Raw genomic sequence first — 23,542 nt, forward strand, 5'->3', positions numbered from 1 at the left:
TCCCATGGACGAGGCCCTGCTGCGGAGCCTCACCCCGGGCGTGCTCACGGCCCTCGTCCGCCGCGGAGCCGACTTCGCGGCGGCCGAGGACGCCGTACAGGACGCGCTGGTCGAGGCGCTGCGGGTCTGGCCCGCCGATCCCCCGAGGGACGCGAAGGGCTGGCTGGTCACCGTAGCCTGGCGCAAGTTCCTCGACGCGGCCCGCTCGGACGCCGCCCGCCGCCGGCGCGAGGACCGCGCCGGCGGGGAGCCGGCGCCCGGGCCGGCGCCGGCGGCGGACGACACCCTGCGGCTGTACTTCCTGTGCGCGCACCCCGCGCTGACGCCGTCGTCGGCCGCCGCACTCACGCTGCGCGCCGTCGGCGGGCTGACCACCCGCCAGATCGCCCGCGCGTACCTGGTGCCCGAGGCGACCATGGCGCAGCGGATCAGCCGGGCCAAGCGCACCGTCTCCGGGGTGCGCTTCGACCGGCCCGGTGACGTCGCCACCGTGCTGCGGGTCCTCTACCTCGTCTTCAACGAGGGCTACTCCGGGGACGTCGACCTCGCGGCCGAGGCCATCCGGCTCACCCGGCAGCTCGCGGCCCGCACCGACCACCCGGAGGTGGCCGGCCTGCTCGCCCTCATGCTGCTCCACCACGCCCGGCGCGCGGCCCGGACCGCCTCCGACGGCAGCCTGGTGCCGCTCGCCGAGCAGGACCGCGGCCGGTGGGACACCTCGCTGATCGCCGAGGGCATCGGGATCCTCCAGGCGGCCCTCGCCCGGGACCGGCTCGGCGAATACCAGGCACAGGCCGCCATTGCGGCGCTCCACGCCGATGCGCGCACCGCCGCGGAGACCGACTGGGTGCAGATCGTGGAGTGGTACGACGAGTTGGCCCGGCTGACCGGCAGCCCCGTCGTCCTGCTCAACCGGGCGGTCGCCGTCGGAGAGGCGGACGGGCCCCGCGCCGGCCTGGCCGCCCTCGCCTCGGTGGACGGCTCGCTCCCCCGCCACACGGCGGTGGCGGCGTACCTGCACGAACGCGACGGCGACCTGGCGGGCGCAGCCCGCCTGTACGCGGAGGCGGCCCACAAGGCGCCCAGCCTGGCCGAGCGCGACCACCTGACCCGCCAGGCCGCCCGCCTCAACACCCGCCTGCGCGGCGCCGGGGGCCGGCCGGACGGACCCTAGTGCTGTGGCCGGGTCACAGCACTAGTGGTACGCGAGGCGGTGGAAGCGCTGGTCCGGGATGCCGGGGCGGTACCCCAGGCTCGCCAGTTCCCGGGCGGCGGCCGCGGCCTCCTCCGTGCTGCCGGCGGTGTCGAGGAGTTCCCGGTACGCGTCGAGAGCCGCCGCGAGCAGTTCCAGGCGCTCCGGTTCGAGTGCGTGTATGCGCCGGGCCGCGTCCAGGGACTCGGCCCGCAGGGCGAGCGCGATGCGGGTGTCGTGGGCGAACTCCTGGCGGCTGTAGTCGTACAGCGCGATCGACAGCCGGGGCAGGTACGCGAGCGGGGTGACCCGGGCGAGGAGCCGGTAGGCCGCGACCTGCTGACGGATCGGCAGGGTCCCCGACCCCAGGAGGGCCACCCGGGCTCGCAGCACTGCGTCGTGGTTGGTGTTCGCCGTGTGATTCATGACCGTGATTCTGAAAGCCGCACAGGGGCCCGAACAAGGGCATACGACTGTGCCTTCCGTCCTACGAAAACCGTCTCTGACCTGTCATGATGGAACCGTCTTCACCCCTGCTCGCCGAGGTCGGGAGCGACAAGAGCGGGCGCACTGCGGTGCACAGGCCGGGAACGCCGGAGAGACGCCGCGGCTCCTGACCGGTGCGCGGCCCCCCGGCCGCTCAGGACCCGCCGCCGGAGTCGGCGGCGGTCCCGGCGAATCCGGGATACGGGAGGAAGGCCTGCACGGGCCTATCCGCTCGCCGGTGTTTCGATGGTGGAGACGACGCGTACGAGCGCCGGTGTGGCCGGAGCCGAGCCGAAGCCGAAGCGCACCGGGGGCAGGACCGGGCGCAGCGGCCCGAGGTCCGCGCCGTCGAGGGCCGCGCCGGCGCCGGTGATGCGGCGCAGGTCGCAGGCCGCGTACCACTGGCGGTGGCCGGGGCGCGCACTGCCCCGGGTGCGGACGCCGGGCAGCAGGCGGGCGGGCCCGGCGGCCAGCGCGGCCCAGGCGGGGCGGCGGGCGAGCGGCCGGGGGACGGCTCGCAGCGCGAGGCCGAGCGGGCCGCGCCGGCCGACGGAGAACCACAGGTCCAGGGGGCCGGCGGCGACCTCCCAGCGGGCGCCGTCCACGCGCACCCCGACGGGTGCGGTGCGGACCTCGTCGAAGCGGTAGACGCCCGCGATGCACGCGGCGGTGCGGGCGGTGGGAGCGAGCAGGGTGCGCCGCCCGCCGGCGTCCTCCAGCATCACGTCGCTGAACGGCCCGAAGGGCGAGTCGGGCCAGTGGCCGAGGACGACGCGCGTGCCGGACGCCGTCCCGAGGGCGGCGATCCATCCGTCGAACACCAGCCGTTCGCGTCCCACCTCCGGCGGGTACCCCGGCGGGCCGGGCCCATGCGGCGGAGGACGCGGTCGGCCTGGCCGGTCTGACTACGGCGCGGTCGGCGGGTCTGCCGCCATGAGGGCGAACGAGTGGCCTGCGGGGTCGCTGAGGAGGCGGACCGGCCGGAAGCCGTCCTCCGTGCCGGTGGCCAGCGGGCGGGCCCCCAGGGAGACCGCCTCCCGCTCGGCCTCGTCGAGGTCGGCCGCCGCGACCCGGATACGCAGGTGCGCCTGGAGCGAGCCCTCCGGCCGGGGCCAGCTCGGCGGGGCGAATCCGAGGTCGCGGCGGCACGCCACCGTGACGCCGTCCGGGCCCGCCACCTCCACCTCGTCGGGGCCGGGGCCGGGCCGGACCTCGCCGCCCAGCAGGTCGGCGTAGAACCGCGCCAGGCCCTCGGGTTCGGCGCAGTCCAGGGCGAGTACGGGTGTCTTCTGCACGGTCATGGCCCGCGTGTGCCCGCGGTGCGCGGATACACACGCGGGTGTGCGGACGGTCCGCTGAGGGGATCGCGTGACGCCAGGTCAGCGGGGCTGCGGCGGCGACCCGTTGTCAGTGGTCGAAGGTAGTTTCGAGGGAGTTCGAAGGGCCGTCCTCCCGAAGGAGCGTTCATGACCGACAACCGTGTGCAGCCCCGGCTCCGGGTGGTGCTGACCGACCTCAACGCGCAGGTGGTCCAGGCGTGGCGGGCGGCGTTCGCCGACACCCCGGAGATCGAGATCCGCCGGGGGTCGATCCTCGACGAGGACGTCGACGCATGGGTCACCCCGACCAACTCCCGCGGCCGGATGGACGGCGGCGTCGACGCCGTCATCAAGCGCCACCTCGGCGCCGGGATACAGCTGCGTGTGCAGCGTGCCATCCGGGACGGGTTCGCGGGCAGCCTGCCCGTCGGCAGTGCGGTCTGCGTGCCGTCGGGGGCGCAGACGCCGCGGTTCCTGATCTCCACACCCACGATGGAGCAGTCCTCGCAGGACGTCGGCCACACCCTGAACGTGGCCCTCGCCTGCGCGGCCGCCTTCCAGGCGGTCCACCGGCAGAACCGGGTCAGCCCGGGCAGCATCCGGTCGGTGGCGCTCGTCGGGATGGGCGCGCAGACGGGCCGGGTCCCGGCGCAGGTGTGCGCCAACCTGATGTGGACCGGCTACACGCTCTTCAACGACCACTGCTTCGACTCCTACGACGACCTGCGGAGCACGGTCACAGGACAGCTCGCCGACATCGACAGCGCCCCCGCCACGACGCGGGTGCGGATCGTGCCGCCGGCGCGGCCTGGATTTCGCCGCTGACACCGACACCCCCGCCGTTTCCCCGTCCGGTACGAACCCCGGGAGCCCCTCCCCCATGAGTGACGACGCCAACGCACCGGCCCCGGCCGACCCGCACGACCCGAGCGACCCGCTGGGCCTCACCGAGCTGTTCACGGGCGGCGGTGAGCCGTGGCTTGCGCTGCTGAAGCCCGTCATCGAGGCGCAGCCCGAGGCCGCGTCGTACATCGGGAAGGGCCGCAGCCAGGACATCGTGCCCGTCCGCGAACTGACCTTCCAGGCGCTCAAGCCGCATCCGCCGCACAAGTGGAAGGTGGTCGTCTTCGGACAGAACCCGTACCCGCGGCCGGAGAGCGCCACCGGCATCGCCATGTTCGACAACACCTTCCACGACTGGAAGGACAGCCAGTTCGGCAGGGTCGTCAGCATCCGCTCCATCATCAAGGCGGCGGCGATGTGGAAGTACGGGATCGCGAAGAAGACGCCGATCGCCGACGTACGGGCGCTCCTGAGGGAGAAGGACACCGTGCAGCCGCCGGAGTGGTTCCAGGCGATGCTGACGCAGGGCGTGCTGCTGCTGAACGCGTCGCTGACCGCCGGCAGCGGCGGGGCGACGCCGACCGACCGGCACACCGCGTTCTGGCGTCCGGTCGCCGAGCGGATCGTCGAGGAGATCCTGAAGGCCAAGCAGGAAGCCGCCGAGGAGGACCGCGGCGTCGTGTTCGCGTGGTGGGGCGCCCATGCGCGGGCGCTGAAGCGGGTCGTGATGCGGCTGCAGAAGAAGTACCCGGGGGTGGACGTCCGGCACATCGACCACCCCAACCCGGCGGCGCAGGGCGACGTCTTCTGCGAGGGCGACCACTTCGCCGTGGTGAACGAGGCGCTGGCGTCGCTGGGCGCGGAGCCGGTCGACTGGCTGCCGAGCAAGGGGTGGAACGAGGGCGCGCCGGGCGGCGGGCCGGACGACGGCACCGCCGCGCGGATGGGGGCGTTCATCGCCTCCACGATGGAGCTGCACCAGCTGTACCTGGAGCGGCTGGCGAGCGTCAAGGACGAGGGGCTCGTCCTCCCGCCGGTCACGGGCGTGTTCGACACGCCGCTCATGGAGTTCCAGGACGCCGTCGGCCCCCTCGCCTCCCTGCTGCCGAACCTCGACCGGCACGTGAAGCAGTCGTACGAGTTCGGCAAGCGGCGGGCCGACGAGGCGGCCGACGGGCTGGGCGCCGACGCGATAGCCGCCCTGTACCTGTACACCTGCCCGTCGGCGTTCTACCGCGAGATCAACGCCGCGCTGCGCTCCCCCGACCGTGCCAGGGTGGCGCCGTACCTGCCGTACCTGCGGCTGCTGTTCTCGGCGGTGTCCGGGCTGCCGGCCCGTACGGAGCCGCTGTGGCGGGGCGTCCCGCTGGACCTGCGCGGGCAGTACCCGCCGGGCCGGACGGTGACCTGGTGGGGCGTTTCGTCGTGCACGTCGGAGCCCGGCGTGGCGCGGGCGTTCCTCGGCAGCCGCGGCAGGCGCACGCTGTTCGAGGTGACACCGGCCCGGGCGGTGGGCATCCGCAGCTTCTCGGCGTTCACCGGAGAGGAGGAGTACATCCTCGCCCCGGGCACCCAGCTGAAGGTGACGTCCGTCAGGACGGAACGCGGCGGCCTGTGCACGGTGAGACTGACGGAGCTGGACGAGCAGAGCCTCGTCTCCTGACCGGCCTGCCCGGTCAGGCCGGCAGGTGCGGGGCGGCCGTCAGCAGCACGTGCCGCTCGTCCGCCGTCAGCCCGCCCCGCACCCCGTGGGGGATGCGCGCGGCGAGGGCGTGCCGGCGGCACGGGATGCGGACGGGGCAGCCGCCGCAGACGGCCTTCGCCGCCTCCTCGCGGGCCCGCGCGGCCGTGGCCGGCTCGTGGGCGACCCGGGCGAAGACGCCGCCCTCCGCGCCCCGGCACGCCCCGTCCAGCGGCCGGTCGCGCCGCTGCTCGAACGATCCGGACACGGGCAGGGATGCGATCTCGGCCACGGGGCGGCTCCTTCCGGTGGAGGGCGGCCGCGACGGCCGCCCGGTGGTGCGCGTATCACCGGATCCTCGGCATCCATGCACGGCCGCACCTGCGAATTACGGCGTGATCCTGGGCTTTTCCCATCCCCTGGAGGGTGGGGTAGCCTCCGGGTCGGTACGGGCCCGCGCCCGGCCGGCGGCGGCCGCCGCGCAGGCGGGACGCGAAGGATTCGACAGCCGGCCACCGGCCCGGCGTTCTACGGAGGCGACGTTCTGATGGCTGGCACGACACCGCCCGACGAGGGTGCGGAACGGCCCCGGGGATCCGGCGCCGGGCCCGCCCAGGTGGGCGAGCCCGAGCTGCGGCTGCTGCTCGCGGGGCTCACCGCCGTACGCGACGGCGACTTCGGCATCCGCCTGCCCGCCGAGGCGGACGGCCTCCTCGGCGAGATCTCCACGGTCTTCAACGGCATGGTGGACCAGCTCTCCCTCTTCACCTCCGAAGTGACGCGCGTCGCACGCGAGGTCGGCACCGAGGGCCGGCTCGGCGGGCAGGCGCAGGTGCCGGGCGTGTCGGGCACGTGGGAGGACCTCACCGACTCGGTCAACGCGATGGCCGGCAACCTCACCACGCAGGTCCGCGACATCGCGCAGGTCGCGACGGCCGTCGCGAAGGGCGACCTCTCCCAGAAGATCACCGTCGACGCGCGCGGCGAGATCCTGGAGCTGAAGGACACCGTCAACACGATGGTGGACCAGCTCGGTTCGTTCGCCGGCGAGGTGACGCGCGTCGCCCGCGAGGTCGGCACCGAGGGCATCCTCGGCGGCCAGGCCGACGTCCAGGGCGTCTCGGGCACCTGGCGTGACCTGACCGACTCGGTGAACTTCATGGCCGGCAACCTGACCAGCCAGGTCAGGGCCATCGCCCAGGTGGCGACGGCCGTCGCCGAGGGCGACCTGTCCCAGAAGATCACCGTGGCGGCGCGCGGCGAGATCCTGGAGCTGAAGGACACCATCAACACGATGGTGGACCAGCTGTCGGCGTTCGCCGACGAGGTGACGCGCGTCGCACGCGAGGTCGGCACCGCCGGGAACCTGGGCGGCCAGGCCACCGTCCGCGGCGTGTCGGGGACATGGAAGGACCTCACGGACAACGTCAACGTGATGGCCTCCAACCTGACGGGGCAGGTCCGCTCGATCGCGCAGGTGGCGACGGCGGTCGCCAAGGGCGACCTGTCGCAGAAGATCACCGTGGAGGCCAAGGGCGAGGTGGCGGCCCTCGCCGGCGTGATCAACACGATGGTCGACACCCTGTCCGCGTTCGCCGACGAGGTGACGCGCGTCGCGCGCGAGGTCGGCACGGAGGGGATCCTCGGGGGCCAGGCCAGGGTGCCGAACGTGGCGGGGACCTGGAAGGACCTCACCGACAACGTCAACTTCATGGCGCACAACCTGACCAGCCAGGTCCGCAACATCGCCCAGGTCACGACGGCCGTCGCGAACGGCGACCTCACCCGCAAGATCGACGTCGACGCGCGGGGGGAGATCCTGGAGCTCAAGACCACCATCAACACGATGGTGGACCAGCTCAGCTCGTTCGCCGCCGAGGTGACGCGTGTCGCGCGCGAGGTCGGCAGCGAGGGCCGGCTCGGCGGGCAGGCCGAGGTGGCGGACGTCTCCGGCACGTGGAAGCGGCTCACCGAGAACGTGAACGAGCTGGCCGGGAACCTGACCCGGCAGGTCCGCGCCATCGCCGAGGTGACGAGCGCCGTCGCGGCCGGCGACCTGACCCGCTCCATCACCGTCGACGCCTCGGGTGAGGTCGCCGACCTCAAGGACAACATCAACTTCATGGTGGAGTCCCTGCGCGAGACCACCCGCGCCAACGAGGAGCAGGACTGGCTGAAGACCAACCTGGCCCGCGTCTCCGCCCTGCTCCAGGGGCAGCGCGACCTGAAGCTCGTCGCCGAGTCGGTCATGGACGAGCTGACACCGCTGGTGTCGGCGCAGTGCGGCGCCTTCTACCTGGCGGAGGAGGACCGGGAGGGCACGGTCCTCCAGCTCGTCGGCTCGTACGCCTTCCCCGACGGCTCCCGGCCGACGCGGTTCCGCCTCGGCGAGTCCTTCGTCGGGCAGGCCGCCCGCAGCAAGCGCCCGATCGCGGTCGACGCCCTCCCGGCGGGCTACCTCGCCGTGTCCTCGGGGCTCGGGCAGACGGAGGCGCTGTCGCTGATCGTCCTGCCGATCGTGGTCGAGGGGCAGGTGCTCGGCGTGATCGAGCTCGCCTCGGTGCGGCCGTTCACACAGGTCCACCGCGACTTCCTGGAGCAGCTGATGGAGGCGATCGGGGTGAACGTCAACACGATCATCGCGAACGCCCGGACCGACGAGCTCCTCGGCGAGTCCCAGCGGCTCACCGCCGAACTGCAGGCCCGCTCGCAGGAGCTCCAGGCCCGGCAGGAGGAACTCCAGGCTTCCAACGCCGAGTTGGAGGAGAAGGCCGAGCTGCTCGCGGCGCAGAACCGCGACATCGAGACGAAGAACCTGGAGATCGAGCAGGCCCGCCAGGAGCTGGAGGAGCGGGCGCACCAGCTGTCGCTGGCCTCCACGTACAAGTCGGAGTTCCTGGCGAACATGAGCCACGAGCTGCGCACCCCGCTGAACAGCCTGCTGATCCTGGCGCAGCTGCTGGCCCAGAACCCGACGCGGAACCTGACGGCCAAGCAGGTGGAGTACGCCGGCATCATCCACTCGGCGGGATCCGACCTGCTCCAGCTGATCAACGACATCCTCGACCTGTCCAAGGTGGAGGCGGGGAAGATGGACCTCACCCCCGAGACGGTCTCCCTCACCAGGCTGCTCGACTACGTCGAGGCGACCTTCCGGCCGATGACCGGGCAGAAGAGCCTGTCGTTCACCGTGCACACCTCCGCCGAAGTGCCGTCCGAGCTGGTCACCGACGACTACCGGCTCCGCCAGATCCTGCGCAACCTGCTGTCGAACGCGGTCAAGTTCACCGAGCAGGGCAGTGTCGGGCTGCACATCGAGCCGGCCGACGAGGCGCGCATCCCGGAGATCGTGCGCCGCGGCGGCGGCCCCGTCCTCGCGTTCCGCGTGACGGACACCGGCATCGGCATCGCCCCCCAGCACCTGGAGACCGTCTTCGGCGCCTTCCAGCAGGCCGACGGGACGACGAGCCGCAAGTACGGCGGGACGGGCCTCGGGCTGTCCATCAGCCGCGAGATCGCCTACCTCCTCGGCGGGGCCATCACCGCCGAGAGCACCCTGGGCAGGGGCAGCACCTTCACCCTCTACCTGCCGGTCGCACCGCCCGACTTCGCTGTGGCCGCCGCGACGGACGCGGAGGCGCTCCGGGAGCTGGAGGGCGGCCCGGAGCAGGACGCCCCGGAGGCGGGCCGGGCCGCGGCCGACCCGGCCGCCGCGCCGGCGCCGCTGCAGCCGCGGCGCCTCCTCGTGGTCGAGGCGCGCCCCAAGGGGCTGCTGTCGCTGGTCGCGGAGAACGCCGTCGGGGACCTGCCGCACCAGGCGGACGCGGCGGGCCGCCGGGAGGTGGAGATCATCACCACGGTCGGCGCGCAGGAGGCCGCGGCCACCCTGGCCACCAGCCCCTGCCACTGCGTCGTCCTCGAACTGGACCTGCCCGACGGGGCGGCCGTCGGCCTGCTGGAGGAGATGGAGCGGGACCCGGCCCTGCAGGGGGTCCCGGTGCTGGCCCACAGCAGCCGGGGCACCGCCGCGCACGACGCCCGGCTGCTGCGCGAGCGGGACGGCTCCGGCCTGTTGGAGCTGATCACGGGGCTGGACGAGCTGCGCGAGCGCATCGCCCTGCACATGGGCGCGGACCGGCCCGGCGACGTCCTGCCGCTCGCCCACCGTACGGACGCCGGCTCGCCCTGGGACCCCGAGGTCGACCCCTCGCTGGCCGGCCGCACCGCGCTCGTCGTCGACGACGACGACCGCAACCTGTACGCGATCACGGGGATCCTGGAACTGCACGGCATGCGGGTGCTCCAGGCGGAGAACGGCCGGGCCGCGCTCGACGCGCTCGCCACGCACCCGGGCATCGACGTCATCCTGATGGACGTGATGATGCCGGAGATGGACGGGTACACCGCCACCTCGGCGATCCGCGCCATGCCCGAGCACAGCGGGCTGCCCATCATCGCCGTGACCGCCAAGGCCATGATCGGCGACCGGGAGAAGAGCCTCGCCTCGGGCGCCAGCGACTACGTCACCAAGCCGGTCGACGCCGGCGAACTGATCAGCCGGATCAAGCGGCACCTGGCCTCCTGACGCCGGGCCGGCCGACAGCAACCGAAGGACCGCGAGGAGACGAGCAGTGCACCACCCCCAGGATCCGCGAGACGGCAGCGGCCGCGCCGGGATCCCGCCCGGCCGCGGGGCGATCCGGATCGGGGCGCAGCGCGACAGCGCGGCGGCCGCCGTCTCCGTCCCGGCCTCCGCCGGGACGGAGGCCGGGGCGCACGCCGACGGCGGTGCCGTCGGCCGCCTGGCGACGACGGTCGAGCTGCTGCGGCGGGAGCTGGAGCAGGCGCACGCGGACGCCGCCGGGCGGGCGCTCGTCGAGATGGCCGTCGGTGTGCTGGTGGAGCGGCTGCACTGCGGGCCCACGGAGGCGTCGGCGCAGCTGGCGGACCTCGCCGAGAAGGCCGGCGTCACGCCGCTCGTCCTCGCCGCGGACCTGGTCAACCAGGCGGCCTCGGACCGGATCTCGGCGGTCGCCCGGGACTTCGTCACGGCCTCGGCCGCGGCGCCGGCCGCGGACTCCGTCGGCGTCCGGCTGCGCAGCGCCGAGGCGCACGCCCTCGCCGAGCGGGACACCGAGGCGGTCGCCCGCTCGATGCTGGAGCACGCGCTGCGGCCGCTGGGCGCGGTCGCGGTCGCCGTGTGGGCCGCCCACCCCGACCAGTCCCTCTCGCTCGCCGGCAGCGCCGGGTTCGGCGCCGAGGAGGCCCACCGCTGGCGGCACGTGCCTCCGGGCGTGCCGACCCCCGCCCGCCGCGCCCTCGACGGGCGGGCTGTCGTCGCGTATCCGGCGCTCGCGGACGCCGGGCTGCCCTCGATCGGCCAGCACGCGGTCGGCGGCGGCCGCCTCGCCGTCCCGGCGGGCATCGGCGGACGGCTCACGGGCGTGCTGGAGGTGTGCTGGAACGACCGGCTGCCCGAGCAGTCCCAGCCCCTCCAGCGGCAGTTCGAGGCCCTCGCCGAGCTGTGCGCGGCGACCCTGGAGACATGGGCGGACAGCGGCCGCCCCGCGGGCAGCGAGCACCACGATGCGCAGCTCGACGGGGTACGGGCCCTCGCCGACGGCGTGCTGGACCCCTGCCTGGTCCTGCAGATGTCGCCCGAAGGCGGCGAGGTGCCGGTGCAGTTCACCATCCGGCACGCCAACCCGGCGTTCGTGGACTTCGCCGGGCGGCCGACGAGCGCCATCGTCGGCTCGCGGCTGCTGGAGGCGTACCCGCTCGCCGCGGAGGCCGGCGGGCTGCTGGAGGCTGCCGAGCACGTCTTCGTCACCGGGGAGCCCTTCCGCACCGGGGGCATGACGCTCTCCGCGATGGTCGGCGGGGTGCCGCTGAGCACCCGCGCCAAGGTCAGCATCAGCCGGCACGGCAGCCACCTCCTGGTGGTGTGGCGCCTCGACGACGGCACGCCGCGCGTCGCCCGGCTGCTCCAGCACGCCCAGCGGCTCGGCCGCATCGGCGGGTTCGAGGAGAACCTGCACACCCGGCAGATCGCCTGGAACGAGGCGGTGTACGAGCTGCACGGCCTGCCGCCCACCGCGCTGCCCATCCCGCTGGAGCAGCTTGCCGACCACGCCCACCCCGACGACCGGCACACCATCGGCCGCTTCCTGCGCACCCTGCTGCACCACCGGCGTCCGGCCTCGACGGCGTTCCGCCTCCAGCGCCCCGACGGCGTCGCCCGCCACATCCGGGTGGTCGCCGAGCCCGTCCACGATCCGGACAGCCGGCTCAGCGTCGTCCGCGGCGCCTACCAGGACATCTCCGCCCAGCACTGGACCGAGGTGGCCCTGGCGGCCACCCGCGACCAGCTCGCGCAGACCGAGCAGGAGGCCGCCGAGCGCAGCCGCCTCGCCCGCCAGCTCCAGCACGCGATCATGCCGCCGGCCCGCGGCCCGGTGCACCTGGGCGACCTGCACGTCGCCGTCCGCTACCGGCCCGCCGAGAAGGACCACCTCGTCGGCGGCGACTGGTACGACACCCTCACCCTGCCGTCCGGGGAGATCCTGCTGTGCGTGGGGGACGTCGCCGGCCACGGTATCGAGGCCGCGACGGGCATGGTGGCCCTGCGCAATGCCCTGCGAGGGCTCGCCGCCACGGGGGCCGGCCCTGCGCAGCTGCTGACGTGGCTCAACAGCATCACCCACCAGCTGACCGAGAACCTCACGGCCACCGCGGTGTGCGGGCTGTACGACCCGGCCACGCGGCGGCTGCGCTGGGCGCGCGCCGGCCACCTGCCGCCCGTCCTGCTGCGGGGCGGCCAGGCGGAGACGCTGCCCCAACTCGGCGGGATCCTGCTGGGCGTTCTGGACCAGGCCGAATACGAGGAGACCGAGATCCACCTGTGCCCGGGCGACCTGCTCGTCCTGTACACGGACGGGCTGATCGAGCGCCGCGACCAGTCGCTCCAGGCGTCGCTGACCAGTCTGATCTCGCTGTCGGAGAAGGCCGGACACGTGGACGGCGGCCCCGCGGGCCTGGAGGACCACCTGGACCACCTGCTGCGCTACAGCCGTGCGGACACCGACGACGACACGTGCCTCGTCGGGGTGTTCGTCCGGGAGCGGGAGCCCGGCGGGCGGCCGGACGCCGCGTGATGTTCGCCGCTTCGCAGGATTTTCCGCCGCGGGCGCGCATCGTTCGCCCGTTCGGGGGTATCCGGGGGCGGACCGCCCGCCGTCCCGACGGAGGAACCCGTATGGCCGCGCCCTGTGACGCCCCCTGCCGCCCGCATGCTGCGGCCGGGGCTTGGCCGTGCGGGGGCGGCTTGCGTAAAGTCGAGGGGCACTCTCTGGAGGAACGACACCCATGCCAGCCGAGAACGAGCAGGGAGCCGGTATGACGACCGGACACCCGCAGGAGGCACCGCTGACGGTGCAGGTCCGCCACACGCAGGGCCGCGAAGCGGTCTGCCGTGTGGCAGGGGACCTCGACATCGAGACGCTCGCACCCGCGCAGGAGTCGCTGTCGGGGCTGCTGGGGCAGGGGCCGCCCGTGCTGGTGGTCGACCTCGAGGAGGTCGGGTTCTGCGACTCCTCCGGCCTGAACCTGCTGCTCAGGACACGCTCGGCGGCCCTGGAGGCGGGCATCGACTTCCGCCTCGCCGCGGTCGCCCCGACGGTCATGCGCGTCCTCGAACTGACCGGTGCGCGAGCCGTGTTCTCCATCCACGACTCGGTCGACGCGGCCCTCGCGGTATGACCGGCCCGTTCGTACGCGCACCCGGGGGGAATGATCCGGGCGTGCCGGGGCATCCGACCGGACGAACCGCCAACACGGCCAGCACGGCACGCCTGATTCGGAGGGGTACCCGCACATGACGACCAGCCCGGGCACCCTTGACGACGGCCGGCCCGAGGAGAGCATGCTGCCGCCGGGCGGCCAGCGGCGCCGCCTGCCGCTGGCCGGACTCCCCAAGCCGGTGGCGCGCGCCCGCGGATTCACCTCGCAGGCGCTCGACGACTGGTCGTGGTCCGACACCTCGTACGGGGTGGACCAGGGGGTCGTGGAGGACATCGTCCTCGTCGTGGCCGAACTCGTCGCCAACGCCATGCTGCACGCAGGCGGGCCGCTGGAACTGGTCCTGCACGCCACGGAGTCGAGGCTGCGGGTCGAGGTCAGCGACGGCGATCCGACGCTGCCGGCGCCGCGGCGCCCGCACCAGCCGGCCCTGCCCGGCGGGCACGGGCTGTTCATAGTCCAGCGGACGTCCGACCGCTGGGGCGCCGAGCGGCACGGCATGGGCAAGGCGATCTGGGCGGAGTTCGACGTCGCCCGGCTGGCGCCCGGCCGCCCCTGAGCCGTGCGGGACAGGCGGCCAGGGCATCCGGCAGTCAGACCGTACGAGCACGCTGCCGCCGAAGCGGCGGGCCGGTGGGCGCACTCCGCCCGTCGGCCCTTTCTCGTGTCCCGGCCCTGCGGGGCTCCTCCCGCCGGTACGCGGCGCCGCCCCGCAGACTCCGTATAGCCGCCGCACAGGCCGGCGCACCGGCACGGTACGCCGTGTACCGCGCCGGTGCGCCGGGAGGTGCCCGCGGGGGCGGTCAGGAGGCGAGCATGCCCTCCCGCAGGCGGGTGAGGATCCGCGAGAGCAGGCGGGAGACCTGCATCTGCGATATGCCGAGCTCGGCGCCGATCGCGGCCTGGGTCATCTCGCTGCCGAACCGCATGGCCAGGATGCGGCGGTCCCGGTCGTCCAGGCGGGCGAGGAGCGGGGCGAGGGTGGTGAAGTCCTCGAAGAGCTCCATGGCGGGGTCGGTCTCGCCGAGCGTGTCGGCGAGGGTACGCCGGCCCGGGCGGGCGGAGCCGGGCTGTGCCTCGGAGTCCGCGGCGGCGTCGAGGGACTCCGAGCTGTAGCCGTTGGCGGCGACCATGCCCTCGATCACGTCCTCCTCGCCGATGCCGAGGTCGCCGGCGATCTCCGCGACCGTCGGGGAGCGGCCGAGGAGGTCGGAGAGCGCCTCCTGGCTCTTGGCGATCTCCGTGCGCAGCTCCTGGAGCCGCCTCGGCACGTGCACGGCCCAGGTGGCGTCGCGGAAGTACCGCTTGATCTCGCCCACGATGAACGGCAGGGCGAGCGTCGTGAACTCGACCCCGCGGTCCGGGTCGAAGCGGTCGATCGCCTTGATGAGCCCGATGGTGCCGACCTGCACGATGTCGTCCAGCTCCACCCGGCCCTGGCCGGTGCGGTTGCGGAACCTGCGCGCGGCGTAGTGGACCAGCGAGATGTTCATCTCGATGAGGGTTCCGCGCACGTACTGGTACTCGCTGGTGCCCTCCTCCAGCGCGCGGAGCCGGACGAGGAAGAGCTTCGACAGCTCGCGCGCGTCGGCCGGCGCCATCTCGCGCGGCGGGGTGTCGGGCAGCAGCAGGTCGAGGGAGCCGGCGGCTCCACCGGCTCCCGGGTCCGCTCCCCGTACCGCCTCGTCGAGGTCGGCCGGGCGGACGGACTCGGCAACTGCTGCGGAGCGAAGCATGGTGAGGCCCTTTCTGCTGACGGCGGACGCTTTCCGCGCCACTGCCCCGCATCCGCGCGGCTAAGCGGTCCGGCTCCGGATTTCCCTGCGGAAGGGGTCGGATTTCGCCACGTCAGCGGCCTTGGGGGTGCCGGAGGCCTCTTCGGGGCGCCCTATGCGGCCGCCCGGGTGTCCGCGGCGACACGCAGCGTGCGCAGGGAGGTGTCGGCGGCGTCGGGGACGATCACGCCGTGGGCGGCGCCGCTCTGCAGGTGGTCGACGACCTCCCCGGTGATCACCTCGCCGGGGGCGACGGCCGGGACGCCCGGCGGGTACGGGCTGAGCAGCTCGGCCGAAATCCGCCCCGCTGCCCGTGCGGCGGGGACGTGCTCCGCCGGGCCGGAGAACGCGTCGCGCGGAAGCACGGCCTGTTCGAGCTCCAGGTCGGAGGGGTCGGGCAGGCGGACGGGCGGCTGCCGTTCCACGGAGTCCGCGTGGCCGGCCAGAGCCCGGAGCGCGGCGAGCAGCACCTCCTCGGTGGTGTCGTCGTCGGCGTGGGTGATCGACGCGCTGATCCGGCAGGCGTCGGAGCCGCCCGCGTCGACGTGCCGGCGGGCGCGCAGCCACTCGGCGGACTCCTCCAGGGCTTCCAGTGCCGGAGCACGCGCGTGGTCCATGGATCCTCCCCTGGTCGTGGGCGCGGGGGCCGCCCCCCGGCGGCGGGTCGGCCGGGCGGGCTCGCCATGCGTCTTGCCCGGTCCTTCCGGACGAAACGGGGCGGCTCGGGCGGAGCAGGCGGCGAGGCCCGCTGAGCCTCCGCGGGTTCCGGGGACGGGAGGCGGCCCCCGTGGGGGCCGCGTGGCGGGCTCCGCCGTCAGCGGGCCGGCGCCGAGTGGATCAGGCGGATCTCCGCGGTCCGGTATCCGGCGCGGGCGAAGGCGGCCGCCATTGGCGTGTTCCCGGTGTCCGTGGTGGCGGTGACGCGCTGTGCGCCGGCCTCGGCCTGGAACCGGGTGATCCAGGCGAGGATCTCGTCGACGTGGCCCCGGCCGCGCATCTCCGGCACGACGCCGAGGTAGCCGACGTTGCGGTGGTACGGGGTCGCGGACGGCACGGCGGGCCCGACGAGTTCGCCGCCGGGGGTGCGGGCCAGGCGCCACCACGAGCGCTCCCCCGGGCAGGACAGGTAGAACTCCATGTCGCCGCGGGCGGTCGCCTCGGCCCCCTCGCGGGCGAGGCTGCGGCGGGTCTCGTCGTCCAGGCTGCCCTCCGCGATACGCCGGAAGGCGTCGAGGAACTCCTCGTCGGTCCCCTCGTGGAAGACCAGCCGCCCCGCGGGCACCGGCGTCCCGCTCTGCGGGGTCCATTCGAGGCGCAGCCGCTCCACCTCGTCGGTCAGGCCGGCGGCGTGCGCGGCGGCGGTCCGCCAGGACACGGCGGCGGTGACGTCCGGCCGGTCGCGCCAGTCGGCGGGCAGCGCCAGGTTGTACAGCGGGGTCGCCGGCGCGCCCTGGGCCGCGAAGGCTTCCAGGCCCGCCGTGAGCAGCCCGGCCGCGAGGGCGGCCCGGTCCGGTACGGAGGCGTCGACGTGCAGGCAGTCCAGGGCCACGGGGTGTCCGCTGTCGGGCCGCCCCCACCACAGCGCCCGTCCGACGATGCCGTCGCCGTCCTCGGCGATCCAGGACCATTCGGGCCGGTACATGCCCTGGGCGAGCTCGTCGCGGTAGCGGTCGGCGGATATCGAGCCGACGGGGTCCCCGACGGTCACCGCCGCGACGCGGTCGAGGTCGGCCTCGGTGGCAGAGCGGAAGTGCATTGTTCTCCTGCGAGCTCGTCGGCCGCCGCGGTGTGCGGACGGTCATGCCGCGGCCGGTCCGCGGCCGCGCGGACTTGATGATCACCGAGGGGTCGGCGTCTCCGCACTCCCTTTACGGGCCGGCCTCCCCGCGGCTCCGTGGCGTGTGCGCCTGGCACGCCCGGGCGGTCCGCGTTTGACTGGAAGGCGACACACGCGTCCGCGGGCCGGCGGGATTCCTCCCTCCCGACCGCGCCGGTGCCGCGGGCGAGGCCGGAGGTAGCCGTGAACACGCAGTCGCCGCCCCGCTTCGACCCCACCCGCGTCCCGCACCTGCTGGGCCCCTTCGCCCCCGTCAGCGAGGAGGTCGACGTCGAGGAGCTGGAGGTGAGCGGCCGGATCCCGGACGCCCTCGACGGCCTGTACCTGCGCAACGGGCCCAATCCGCGCTTCACGCCGATCGGGTCGTACCTGTACCCCGTCGACGGCGACGGCATGCTGCACGGCGTCCGCCTCTCCGGCGGCCGCGCCCGCTACCGCAACCGCTTCGTCCGCACCCCGGCGATGGCGGCCGAGGAGAGGGCCGGGCGGGCCCTGTGGGGCGGGCTCGAATCGATGATCACACCGGATGCGGACCAGGTCGGGCCGCTGCTCGCCGGCACCTTCAAGGACCTGCCGGACATCAACGTCGTCCGGCACGCGGGGCGGATGCTGGCCCTCGCCGAGTCGGCGTGCCCGTACCGTATCGACGCGGAGCTGGCGACGCTCGGCCGCGAGGACTTCGGCGGGGCCCTGCCTGCGGGGATCACCGCCCACCCCAAGACCGATCCCGTGACGGGCGAGATGGTGGTCTTCTGCTACGCCCTGGAGCCCCCGTACCTGACCTGGTCGGTCATCGGCCGCGACGGCGCCGTCACCCGCGGGCCGACTCCCGTCGACGGCGCGGACCAGCCGGTGATGATCCATGACATGGCTCTGACCGCCCGATACGTGGTCCTGGTCCTCGCGCCCGCCTTCTTCGACCTGCGTGCCGCCGCGGCCGGGGGCTCCTTCCTCGCGTGGCGGCCCGAGCGGGGCACGCGCGTGGCGCTGGTGCCGAGGGACGGCGGGCCGGTGCGGTGGGCGGAGGGCGAGGCCTTCTGGCTGTGGCACACCGTCAACGCGTACGACGACGGCGCCGGGGCGGACGCCGCGGTGGTCCTGGACTACGTGGAGTGGAGCCGGCTGACCCTGGGCAGCGGCGACAAGGGCGGGGACGGTGCGGCGGAGGTGACCGGCGGGCCGGCCCGCGCCCGCATCGACCCGGCCTCCGGCACCCTGTCCCGCGCGCTGCTGGACGACTGCCGGGTGGAGTTCCCGCGCATCGACGACCGACTCCTCGGCCGGCCCCACCGCCGCGCCGCATTCGCCTCCGGGACGGGCCGGGCGGACCTGCTGACCGGCGAGTACGACGCGGTGCGCTGGTACGACACCGCCACCGGCTCCTCGCAGGTGTGGGCGGCGGGCGACCTCGCGGTCGGCGAGCCCGTCTTCGCGCCCGAGCCGGGCAGCGGGTCCGAGGACCGCGGGTACTGGCTGACGTTCGCCACCGACCGCACCGACGGCACGAGCTGGTTCCTCGTCTTCGCGGCCGGGGAACCCGAGTCCGGGCCGGTGGCCCGGGCGCGGATCCCCGTACGGGTCCCGCTGGGCCTGCACGGTTGCTGGCTGCCCTCGGACGGCGGCTGACCGGCGGTCGGCGGGCCCGCCCGCCGGTCCCACGCGGAGTCGCGGGCCGCCGGGTCAGGCGACGGCCGGCCTCTGGGCGGCCAGGCGGGCCAGGTGCGCCTCGCGGAGGTCCTCCCAGGGCGTGCAGTCCTCCGGCGCGGGGAGCCCGTTGGCGGCGATGTCCTCCAGGGCGGCGGCGAACCGGTCGGCGCCGGCCCGGGTGCGGGCGGCGTACGCGCGCACCGCGTCGGCGGCTGCGGGATCCAGCTGCTGCCGGGCGGCGGGGGCCGGCTGTTCGCTCATCGGGAGCTCCTGGGAGTTCAACTGGCTGGCCCCCTTACGGTATCGCCCGGCCCGGCCCGCGGCGGCCCGTACGCGGGATCCCGCCCCCGCCGGAGCGCTCGCCCGCGTGCTCCCGTCCGGCGCGGCCGGGCCCGGCCAGGTGACATGCGTCGGCAAATGCGCGGCCCGCGCCCGGGGGGTCCGTACCGTGTGGGCAGGTGGTGACCGTCACGCTCCGGGGGCGGTCCCGGTCCGGGAGGTGCGCAGTGCGGCGATGGCGGGCTCTGCTGGTGCTGGGCGCCGCGCAGTTCCTGATGGTGCTGGACACCTCGGTCATGAACGTCTCCATCAGCGCGCTGGTGGAGGACTTCGACACCGACGTCACCGCCATCCAGGCCGTGATCACCCTGTACACGCTGGTGATGGCGGCGTTGATGATCACGGGCGGGAAGATCGGCGACATGGTGGGCCGCCGCCGCGCCTTCACCGTGGGGCTGTGCATCTACGCGGTGGGCTCGGCCATCACGGCGGTCTCGCCGGAGCTGTGGGTCCTGACGATCGGCTGGTCGGTGATCGAGGGCCTGGGCGCCGCCCTGGTCCTGCCCGCCCTGGCGGCCCTTGTGGCGGGCGCCTACCAGGGCCGTGACCGGGCCGTCGCCTACGGGGTGATCGGCGGGCTGGCCGGGGCGGGCATCGCGATCGGGCCGCTGCTGGGCGGCTGGGTGACGACGTATCTGACGTGGCGCGTCGTCTTCGCTGGCGAGGTCGTGCTCGTGGTCGCGATGCTGTGCGTGGTGCGGTGGGTGACGGAGCCGCCCCGGCCCGCCCGGCCGCCCCGGCTGGACGGGGTGGGCGCGGTGCTGTCCGCGCTCGGGCTGGGCGGGGTGGTGCTGGGCATCCTGCAGAGCGGCACGTGGGGGTGGCTGGAGCCGCGCGACGCGCCGTTCACCGTCTTCGGCTTCTCCCCCACCCTCTTCGTCGTCGCCGCCGGCGGCGGCCTGCTGTGGCTGTTCCGGATGTGGGAGCGGCGGCGCGAGGCCGGGGGCCGGGACGCGCTCGTCGACTTCTCCCTGTTCGGCGTCCCTCCGCTGCGGGCGGGGCTCGCGATGCTGCTGGGTCAGAACCTGATCCTGCTGGGGCTGTTCTTCGTCATCCCGCTGTACCTGCAGATCGTGCAGGGGCTCAACGCCTTCGAGACGGGCCTGCGGCTGCTGCCGGTGTCCGTCATGATGTTCCTCTCCGCGATGAGCGGCCCGCTGCTCGGCCGGGTGGCCTCCCCGCGCACCGTGGTGAGGGTCGCCATGCTCGTCCTGCTCGCCGCCATCCTCTGGCTGCTGGCGGCGATCCGGCCGGACCTCGACGACGCGTCCTTCGCCGGCGCTATGGCCGTCCTGGGCCTCGGCATGGGCCTGCTCGCCTCCCAGCTGGGCAACGTCGTGCAGTCGAGCGTCGCGGAGGACCGGCGCAGCGAGGCCGGGGGCCTGCAGTACACCGCGCAGAACCTGGGATCCTCGCTCGGCACCGCCCTCATCGGGTCGGTGCTCGTCGTCGCGCTCTCCGCCGTCTTCGTCCGGCAGATCGAGGACAACCCGGACATCTCCGATGCGGTGCGCGAGCAGACCGGTATCGCGATCGACCAGGGCATCAGCTTCCTGTCCACCGACCAGGTGCGCGCGGCGGCGGAGGACGCCGGAGTGCCCCCTGCGGAGGCGGACGCGTTCGTCGACGAGTACGCGCAGGCGCAGCTCGGGGGCCTGAAGACGGCGATCCTCGCCGTCGGGGGCATCACCCTGGTCTGCCTGCCCTTCAGCCGCCGGCTGCCCGCAGAGCGGCCCGGCAGCACGGCGGAGGCGCCGGCCTCGCCCTGACCTGCCCGCCCGCGCCGCCGTGTCCGGCCGCCTGCCTCACCTGGGACGGGTGAGGCAGGCGGCCGTGCGCGATGGGCACGGTGGAGGTCCGACCGTGCCGTCGCCGGGGCTGCCCGCCTGCGAACACCGGCGCGCCGGGCGGCAGTGAGGAGGAAGCATGGACCCCACCGCACCGGGCCCCGACGAGGGCGGGACCCCCGCCGCGGAACGCCCGCTGACCCCGCAGGAGCGCGCGGAGTACGAACGCTTGCGGAAGTCCGCCGCGGTACGCCACCGGCGGCTGCGCTACACCGGCGCGACGGTCCTGCTCCTGCTGGCGCTGCTGCTGTCGCCGGTCGGCGTCATCGCGGCCTGGCTGCACAACACGGTCTCCGACCAGGACCGGTACGTGCAGACGGTCGCCCCGCTCGCGCAGGAACCGGCCGTACAGAACGCGGTCACCGACAAGCTGACGAACGCGGTGGTCGCGAACGTCGACGTCAAGGCCGTCACCGAGGCCCTTCAGCGGGCCCTGGAGCAGGCGGACGCCCCGCCCGCCGTGGTGGAGAGGTCCGACGCGCTGGAAGGCCCGCTGAGGAGCGCCCTGACCTCCGCGGTCCGCGCCGTCGTGTCGAAGGTCGTCACCAGCGACCAGTTCGAGACGGTGTGGACGGAGGCCAACCGGCGGGCCCAGGCCGCGGTGGAGAAGGTGCTGACCGGTGAGGGGTCGAGCGCCGTCCAGGCCAGCGGGGACACCATCGTGCTGGACATCGGCACGCTGACCGACGAGCTCAAGCAGCGCCTCGTCGAGTCCGGCTTCGGGAAGGCCTCCGCCATACCCGAGGTGAACAAGCAGGTGCCGCTGCTCCAGGTCGACAAGCTCAACGAGGCCCAGGACGCGATGCGGCTGCTGAACACCCTCGGCGTGTGGCTGCCCGTCGCCGTGCTCGTGCTGGCCGCCCTGGGTGTGTGGGCCGCTCCCGCGCACCGGGTGTGGCTGATGGCCACCGCCGTCGGGGTGTTCGTGATGATGCTCCTGCTGCTCGTCGGCCTGGCCGTGGCCCGGCGGATCTACCTCGACTCGGTCCCCCCGGCGACCCTCCCGCCGGACGCCGCAGCCGCCGTGTACGACACGTTCGTACGCTTCCTGCGGCTGAGCACGCGCACGCTCCTCGTCCTGTCCGTGGTGACCGCGCTGGCCGCCTACCTGTACGGGCCCGGGCGCGGCGCCCGGCTCGTCCGCCGGACCGGGGTCCGCTCCACCGGCGCGGCCGGCCGGGCCCTGGAACACCTGGGCATGCGCACGGGCTCCACGGGCCACTGGCTGCAGGAGCACCGGGCGTGGACGACCGGCCTGGTCATCGCCGGCGGCGCGCTCGCGCTGCTGCTGTGGAACTACCCGACACCGGGAGTGGTGGCCCTCGTGTTCGGCATCGTCGTCCTCCTCCTGGTCGTCCTGGGCATCCTCGCCGCGGCCACGGGTGATTCCCGCCGCGGTACGGGCGGGAACGGGACGGGGCACGGATCCGGCCTGCGCCCGGGATGAGGCTGCCCGCGGCGCGGGCGCGGCTGCGGCGGTTCACCGGCCGCCTCATGGAGGTGAACCCGCTGGACAGCGCGTTCCGGCTGGCCGCCCAGACCTTCCTGGCCGCGATCCCCCTCCTCCTCGTGGTGGCGGCGTTCGCGCCGCCGCCGATGAAGGAGCTGATGTCCGAGTCGCTGACCGCGGTCCTCGGCATCAGCGGCGACACCCTCCAGGAGGTGCGCACCGCGTACGGCGCGAGCGGTACGGTGCGCGACGCGTCGGGAGCCGTGGGGATCGTCGTGGCGATGCTGTCGGCGACGGCGGTGAGCCGGGCCCTGCAGGCCGTGTGCGAACGGTGCTGGCGCCTGCCGAAGGCGAGCATCCTCAGCGTGGCGTGGCGCTGGGTTGCCTGGCTTGCCGTGTGGCTGGTGGTGCTGTTCGCTCAGGCGCCGCTGCGCCGCGGCTTCGGGTGGGGGCCGGCGCCCGGCTTCCTGCTGTCGCTGGCGGTGTCCGTCCTGCTGTGGTGGTGGACGCAGCACCTGATGCTGTGCGCGCGGATCGGCTGGCTTCCGCTGCTGCCGGGCGCGCTGCTCACCGGGACGGGAATGGTCCTCTTCGCGTACGCGTCGGGGCTCGTCATGCCGGTCGCGATGAGGCGCGGGTACGAGGAGTTCGGCATGCTCGGCCCGGTCTTCACCCTGCTGACCTGGCTCGTCGCGGCGTTCGTGGTGGCCGTCGCCGGGCTGGCCCTCGGGCAGTGGGCGGCCGGGTCCGCCTGGTACGCACGGCTCACCTCCCGCGGGTGATCCGCCCGGGCCGTCCGTGCCGCACAGTCGGTTCCGGCACCCCTCGCGGGTGCCGGCACTCGGGGAACGCCCACGATCGGAGTCGAAGCCATGACAACCACGCAGACGGGCCGGGAGGGGTACCACCCCTTCGCGAGCGGTCTGGTCGTCTTCGCGTCCGTGATGCTGATCGTCTTCGGCATCCTCGACTTCTTCCGCGGCCTGATGGCCATCGCGCGGAACGAGGTCTTCGTCAGCACGCCCAACTACCTGTTCAAGTTCGACCTGACGGCCTGGGGATGGCTGCACCTGGTCTTCGGCCTCCTCGCCGTCGCCATCGGCCTCGGCCTGATGAAGCCGTCGCGGTGGGCGCGGGTCGGCGGGGTCGTCCTCGCGGGCATCCTGGTCATCATCAACTTCCTGTCCCTGCCGTACTACCCGCTGTGGTCGCTCGTGGCCATCGCCATGTACACCGCCGTCATCTGGGCCCTGTGCGTGGTGCGGACCCCGGACACCGTGTGACTCCGCTTGTGGCCCCGGGCCGGCCCTGGGCCGGCGGCATACGGGG

The 23,542-nt window shown here is 74.2% G+C and carries 20 protein-coding genes; 12 read left to right on the forward strand and 8 right to left on the reverse strand.

What is annotated here, in order from left to right:
- Positions 1–4 precede the first annotated feature (4 nt).
- Positions 5–1,174 carry an RNA polymerase sigma factor gene (locus MUK52_RS00760; RefSeq protein WP_284574112.1) on the forward strand — a complete coding sequence of 390 codons (1,170 nt, stop codon included), beginning with the start codon at positions 5–7 and terminating at the stop codon, positions 1,172–1,174.
- A gap of 21 nt (positions 1,175–1,195) precedes the next feature.
- Here MUK52_RS00760 and MUK52_RS00765 read toward each other — a convergent pair whose 3' ends face one another.
- The 3 genes from MUK52_RS00765 to MUK52_RS00775 form a co-directional block, all read right to left on the reverse strand.
- Positions 1,196–1,618 carry a hypothetical protein gene (locus MUK52_RS00765; protein ID WP_114055761.1) on the reverse strand — a complete coding sequence of 141 codons (423 nt, stop codon included), beginning with the start codon at positions 1,616–1,618 and terminating at the stop codon, positions 1,196–1,198.
- Between the two features lie 284 nt (positions 1,619–1,902).
- Complete coding sequence (locus tag MUK52_RS00770; protein WP_284574113.1) at positions 1,903–2,517, reverse strand: hypothetical protein; 615 nt, start codon at positions 2,515–2,517, stop codon at positions 1,903–1,905.
- A 66-nt stretch (positions 2,518–2,583) separates the two neighbouring features.
- Positions 2,584–2,979, reverse strand: coding sequence for a VOC family protein (locus tag MUK52_RS00775; RefSeq protein ID WP_114055759.1), 396 nt, complete (start codon positions 2,977–2,979; stop codon positions 2,584–2,586).
- Positions 2,980–3,144: 165 nt separating this feature from the next.
- Here MUK52_RS00775 and MUK52_RS00780 point away from each other — a divergent pair, with 165 nt between their 5' ends.
- Positions 3,145–3,822, forward strand: coding sequence for a macro domain-containing protein (locus MUK52_RS00780; protein ID WP_284574114.1), 678 nt, complete (start codon positions 3,145–3,147; stop codon positions 3,820–3,822).
- Positions 3,823–3,877: 55 nt separating this feature from the next.
- The gene (locus MUK52_RS00785; RefSeq protein WP_284574116.1) at positions 3,878–5,503 is read left to right on the forward strand and encodes an ADP-ribosyltransferase domain-containing protein; all 1,626 of its coding nucleotides are present in this window, start codon (positions 3,878–3,880) and stop codon (positions 5,501–5,503) included.
- A 13-nt stretch (positions 5,504–5,516) separates the two neighbouring features.
- Here MUK52_RS00785 and MUK52_RS00790 read toward each other — a convergent pair whose 3' ends face one another.
- Positions 5,517–5,813, reverse strand: coding sequence for a WhiB family transcriptional regulator (locus tag MUK52_RS00790; protein WP_114055756.1), 297 nt, complete (start codon positions 5,811–5,813; stop codon positions 5,517–5,519).
- Between the two features lie 255 nt (positions 5,814–6,068).
- Between MUK52_RS00790 and MUK52_RS00795 the strand changes: the two genes are divergently transcribed.
- The 4 genes from MUK52_RS00795 (at position 6,069) to MUK52_RS00810 (ending at position 13,877) form a co-directional block, all read left to right on the forward strand.
- Positions 6,069–10,106, forward strand: coding sequence for a HAMP domain-containing protein (locus MUK52_RS00795; RefSeq protein WP_114055755.1), 4,038 nt, complete (start codon positions 6,069–6,071; stop codon positions 10,104–10,106).
- Between the two features lie 46 nt (positions 10,107–10,152).
- Positions 10,153–12,675: a SpoIIE family protein phosphatase gene (locus MUK52_RS00800; RefSeq protein ID WP_246042546.1), complete on the forward strand. Its 2,523-nt coding sequence runs from the start codon at positions 10,153–10,155 to the stop codon at positions 12,673–12,675.
- 211 nt (positions 12,676–12,886) lie between these two features.
- Positions 12,887–13,279 carry an STAS domain-containing protein gene (locus tag MUK52_RS00805; RefSeq protein WP_284574121.1) on the forward strand — a complete coding sequence of 131 codons (393 nt, stop codon included), beginning with the start codon at positions 12,887–12,889 and terminating at the stop codon, positions 13,277–13,279.
- 115 nt (positions 13,280–13,394) lie between these two features.
- The gene (locus tag MUK52_RS00810) at positions 13,395–13,877 is read left to right on the forward strand and encodes an ATP-binding protein (protein WP_284574123.1); all 483 of its coding nucleotides are present in this window, start codon (positions 13,395–13,397) and stop codon (positions 13,875–13,877) included.
- A gap of 244 nt (positions 13,878–14,121) precedes the next feature.
- Here MUK52_RS00810 and MUK52_RS00815 read toward each other — a convergent pair whose 3' ends face one another.
- The 3 genes from MUK52_RS00815 to MUK52_RS00825 all read right to left on the reverse strand — a co-directional run bounded on the left by MUK52_RS00815 (position 14,122) and on the right by MUK52_RS00825 (position 16,849).
- Entirely contained in the window at positions 14,122–15,054 is a 933-nt protein-coding gene (locus MUK52_RS00815) for a SigB/SigF/SigG family RNA polymerase sigma factor (protein WP_502963528.1), read from the reverse strand.
- A 152-nt stretch (positions 15,055–15,206) separates the two neighbouring features.
- Positions 15,207–15,710, reverse strand: coding sequence for an Orn/Lys/Arg family decarboxylase (locus MUK52_RS00820; protein WP_284574125.1), 504 nt, complete (start codon positions 15,708–15,710; stop codon positions 15,207–15,209).
- A 197-nt stretch (positions 15,711–15,907) separates the two neighbouring features.
- A complete protein-coding gene (locus MUK52_RS00825) occupies positions 15,908–16,849 on the reverse strand; it encodes a GNAT family N-acetyltransferase (RefSeq protein ID WP_284574127.1) in 942 nt (313 codons plus the stop codon).
- A gap of 264 nt (positions 16,850–17,113) precedes the next feature.
- Between MUK52_RS00825 and MUK52_RS00830 the strand changes: the two genes are divergently transcribed.
- Complete coding sequence (locus MUK52_RS00830) at positions 17,114–18,556, forward strand: carotenoid oxygenase family protein (protein WP_284574130.1); 1,443 nt, start codon at positions 17,114–17,116, stop codon at positions 18,554–18,556.
- A gap of 54 nt (positions 18,557–18,610) precedes the next feature.
- Here MUK52_RS00830 and MUK52_RS00835 read toward each other — a convergent pair whose 3' ends face one another.
- Entirely contained in the window at positions 18,611–18,838 is a 228-nt protein-coding gene (locus MUK52_RS00835; protein ID WP_114055748.1) for a hypothetical protein, read from the reverse strand.
- Between the two features lie 245 nt (positions 18,839–19,083).
- Between MUK52_RS00835 and MUK52_RS00840 the strand changes: the two genes are divergently transcribed.
- The 4 genes from MUK52_RS00840 to MUK52_RS00855 all read left to right on the forward strand — a co-directional run bounded on the left by MUK52_RS00840 (position 19,084) and on the right by MUK52_RS00855 (position 23,496).
- Positions 19,084–20,685: an MFS transporter gene (locus MUK52_RS00840; RefSeq protein WP_284574135.1), complete on the forward strand. Its 1,602-nt coding sequence runs from the start codon at positions 19,084–19,086 to the stop codon at positions 20,683–20,685.
- 157 nt (positions 20,686–20,842) lie between these two features.
- Complete coding sequence (locus tag MUK52_RS00845; RefSeq protein ID WP_246042545.1) at positions 20,843–22,210, forward strand: hypothetical protein; 1,368 nt, start codon at positions 20,843–20,845, stop codon at positions 22,208–22,210.
- Entirely contained in the window at positions 22,207–22,995 is a 789-nt protein-coding gene (locus MUK52_RS00850; RefSeq protein ID WP_114055746.1) for a YhjD/YihY/BrkB family envelope integrity protein, read from the forward strand. Before MUK52_RS00845 ends, MUK52_RS00850 begins: the two co-directional genes overlap by 4 nt.
- A gap of 90 nt (positions 22,996–23,085) precedes the next feature.
- Positions 23,086–23,496, forward strand: a complete 411-nt coding sequence (locus MUK52_RS00855; RefSeq protein ID WP_114055745.1) for a DUF7144 family membrane protein — start codon at positions 23,086–23,088, stop codon at positions 23,494–23,496.
- Positions 23,497–23,542 lie beyond the last annotated feature (46 nt).

The sequence above is a fragment of the Streptomyces sp. 2P-4 genome, from assembly GCF_030167965.1.
Taxonomy (GTDB): Bacteria; Actinomycetota; Actinomycetes; order Streptomycetales; family Streptomycetaceae; genus Streptomyces; species Streptomyces globosus_A.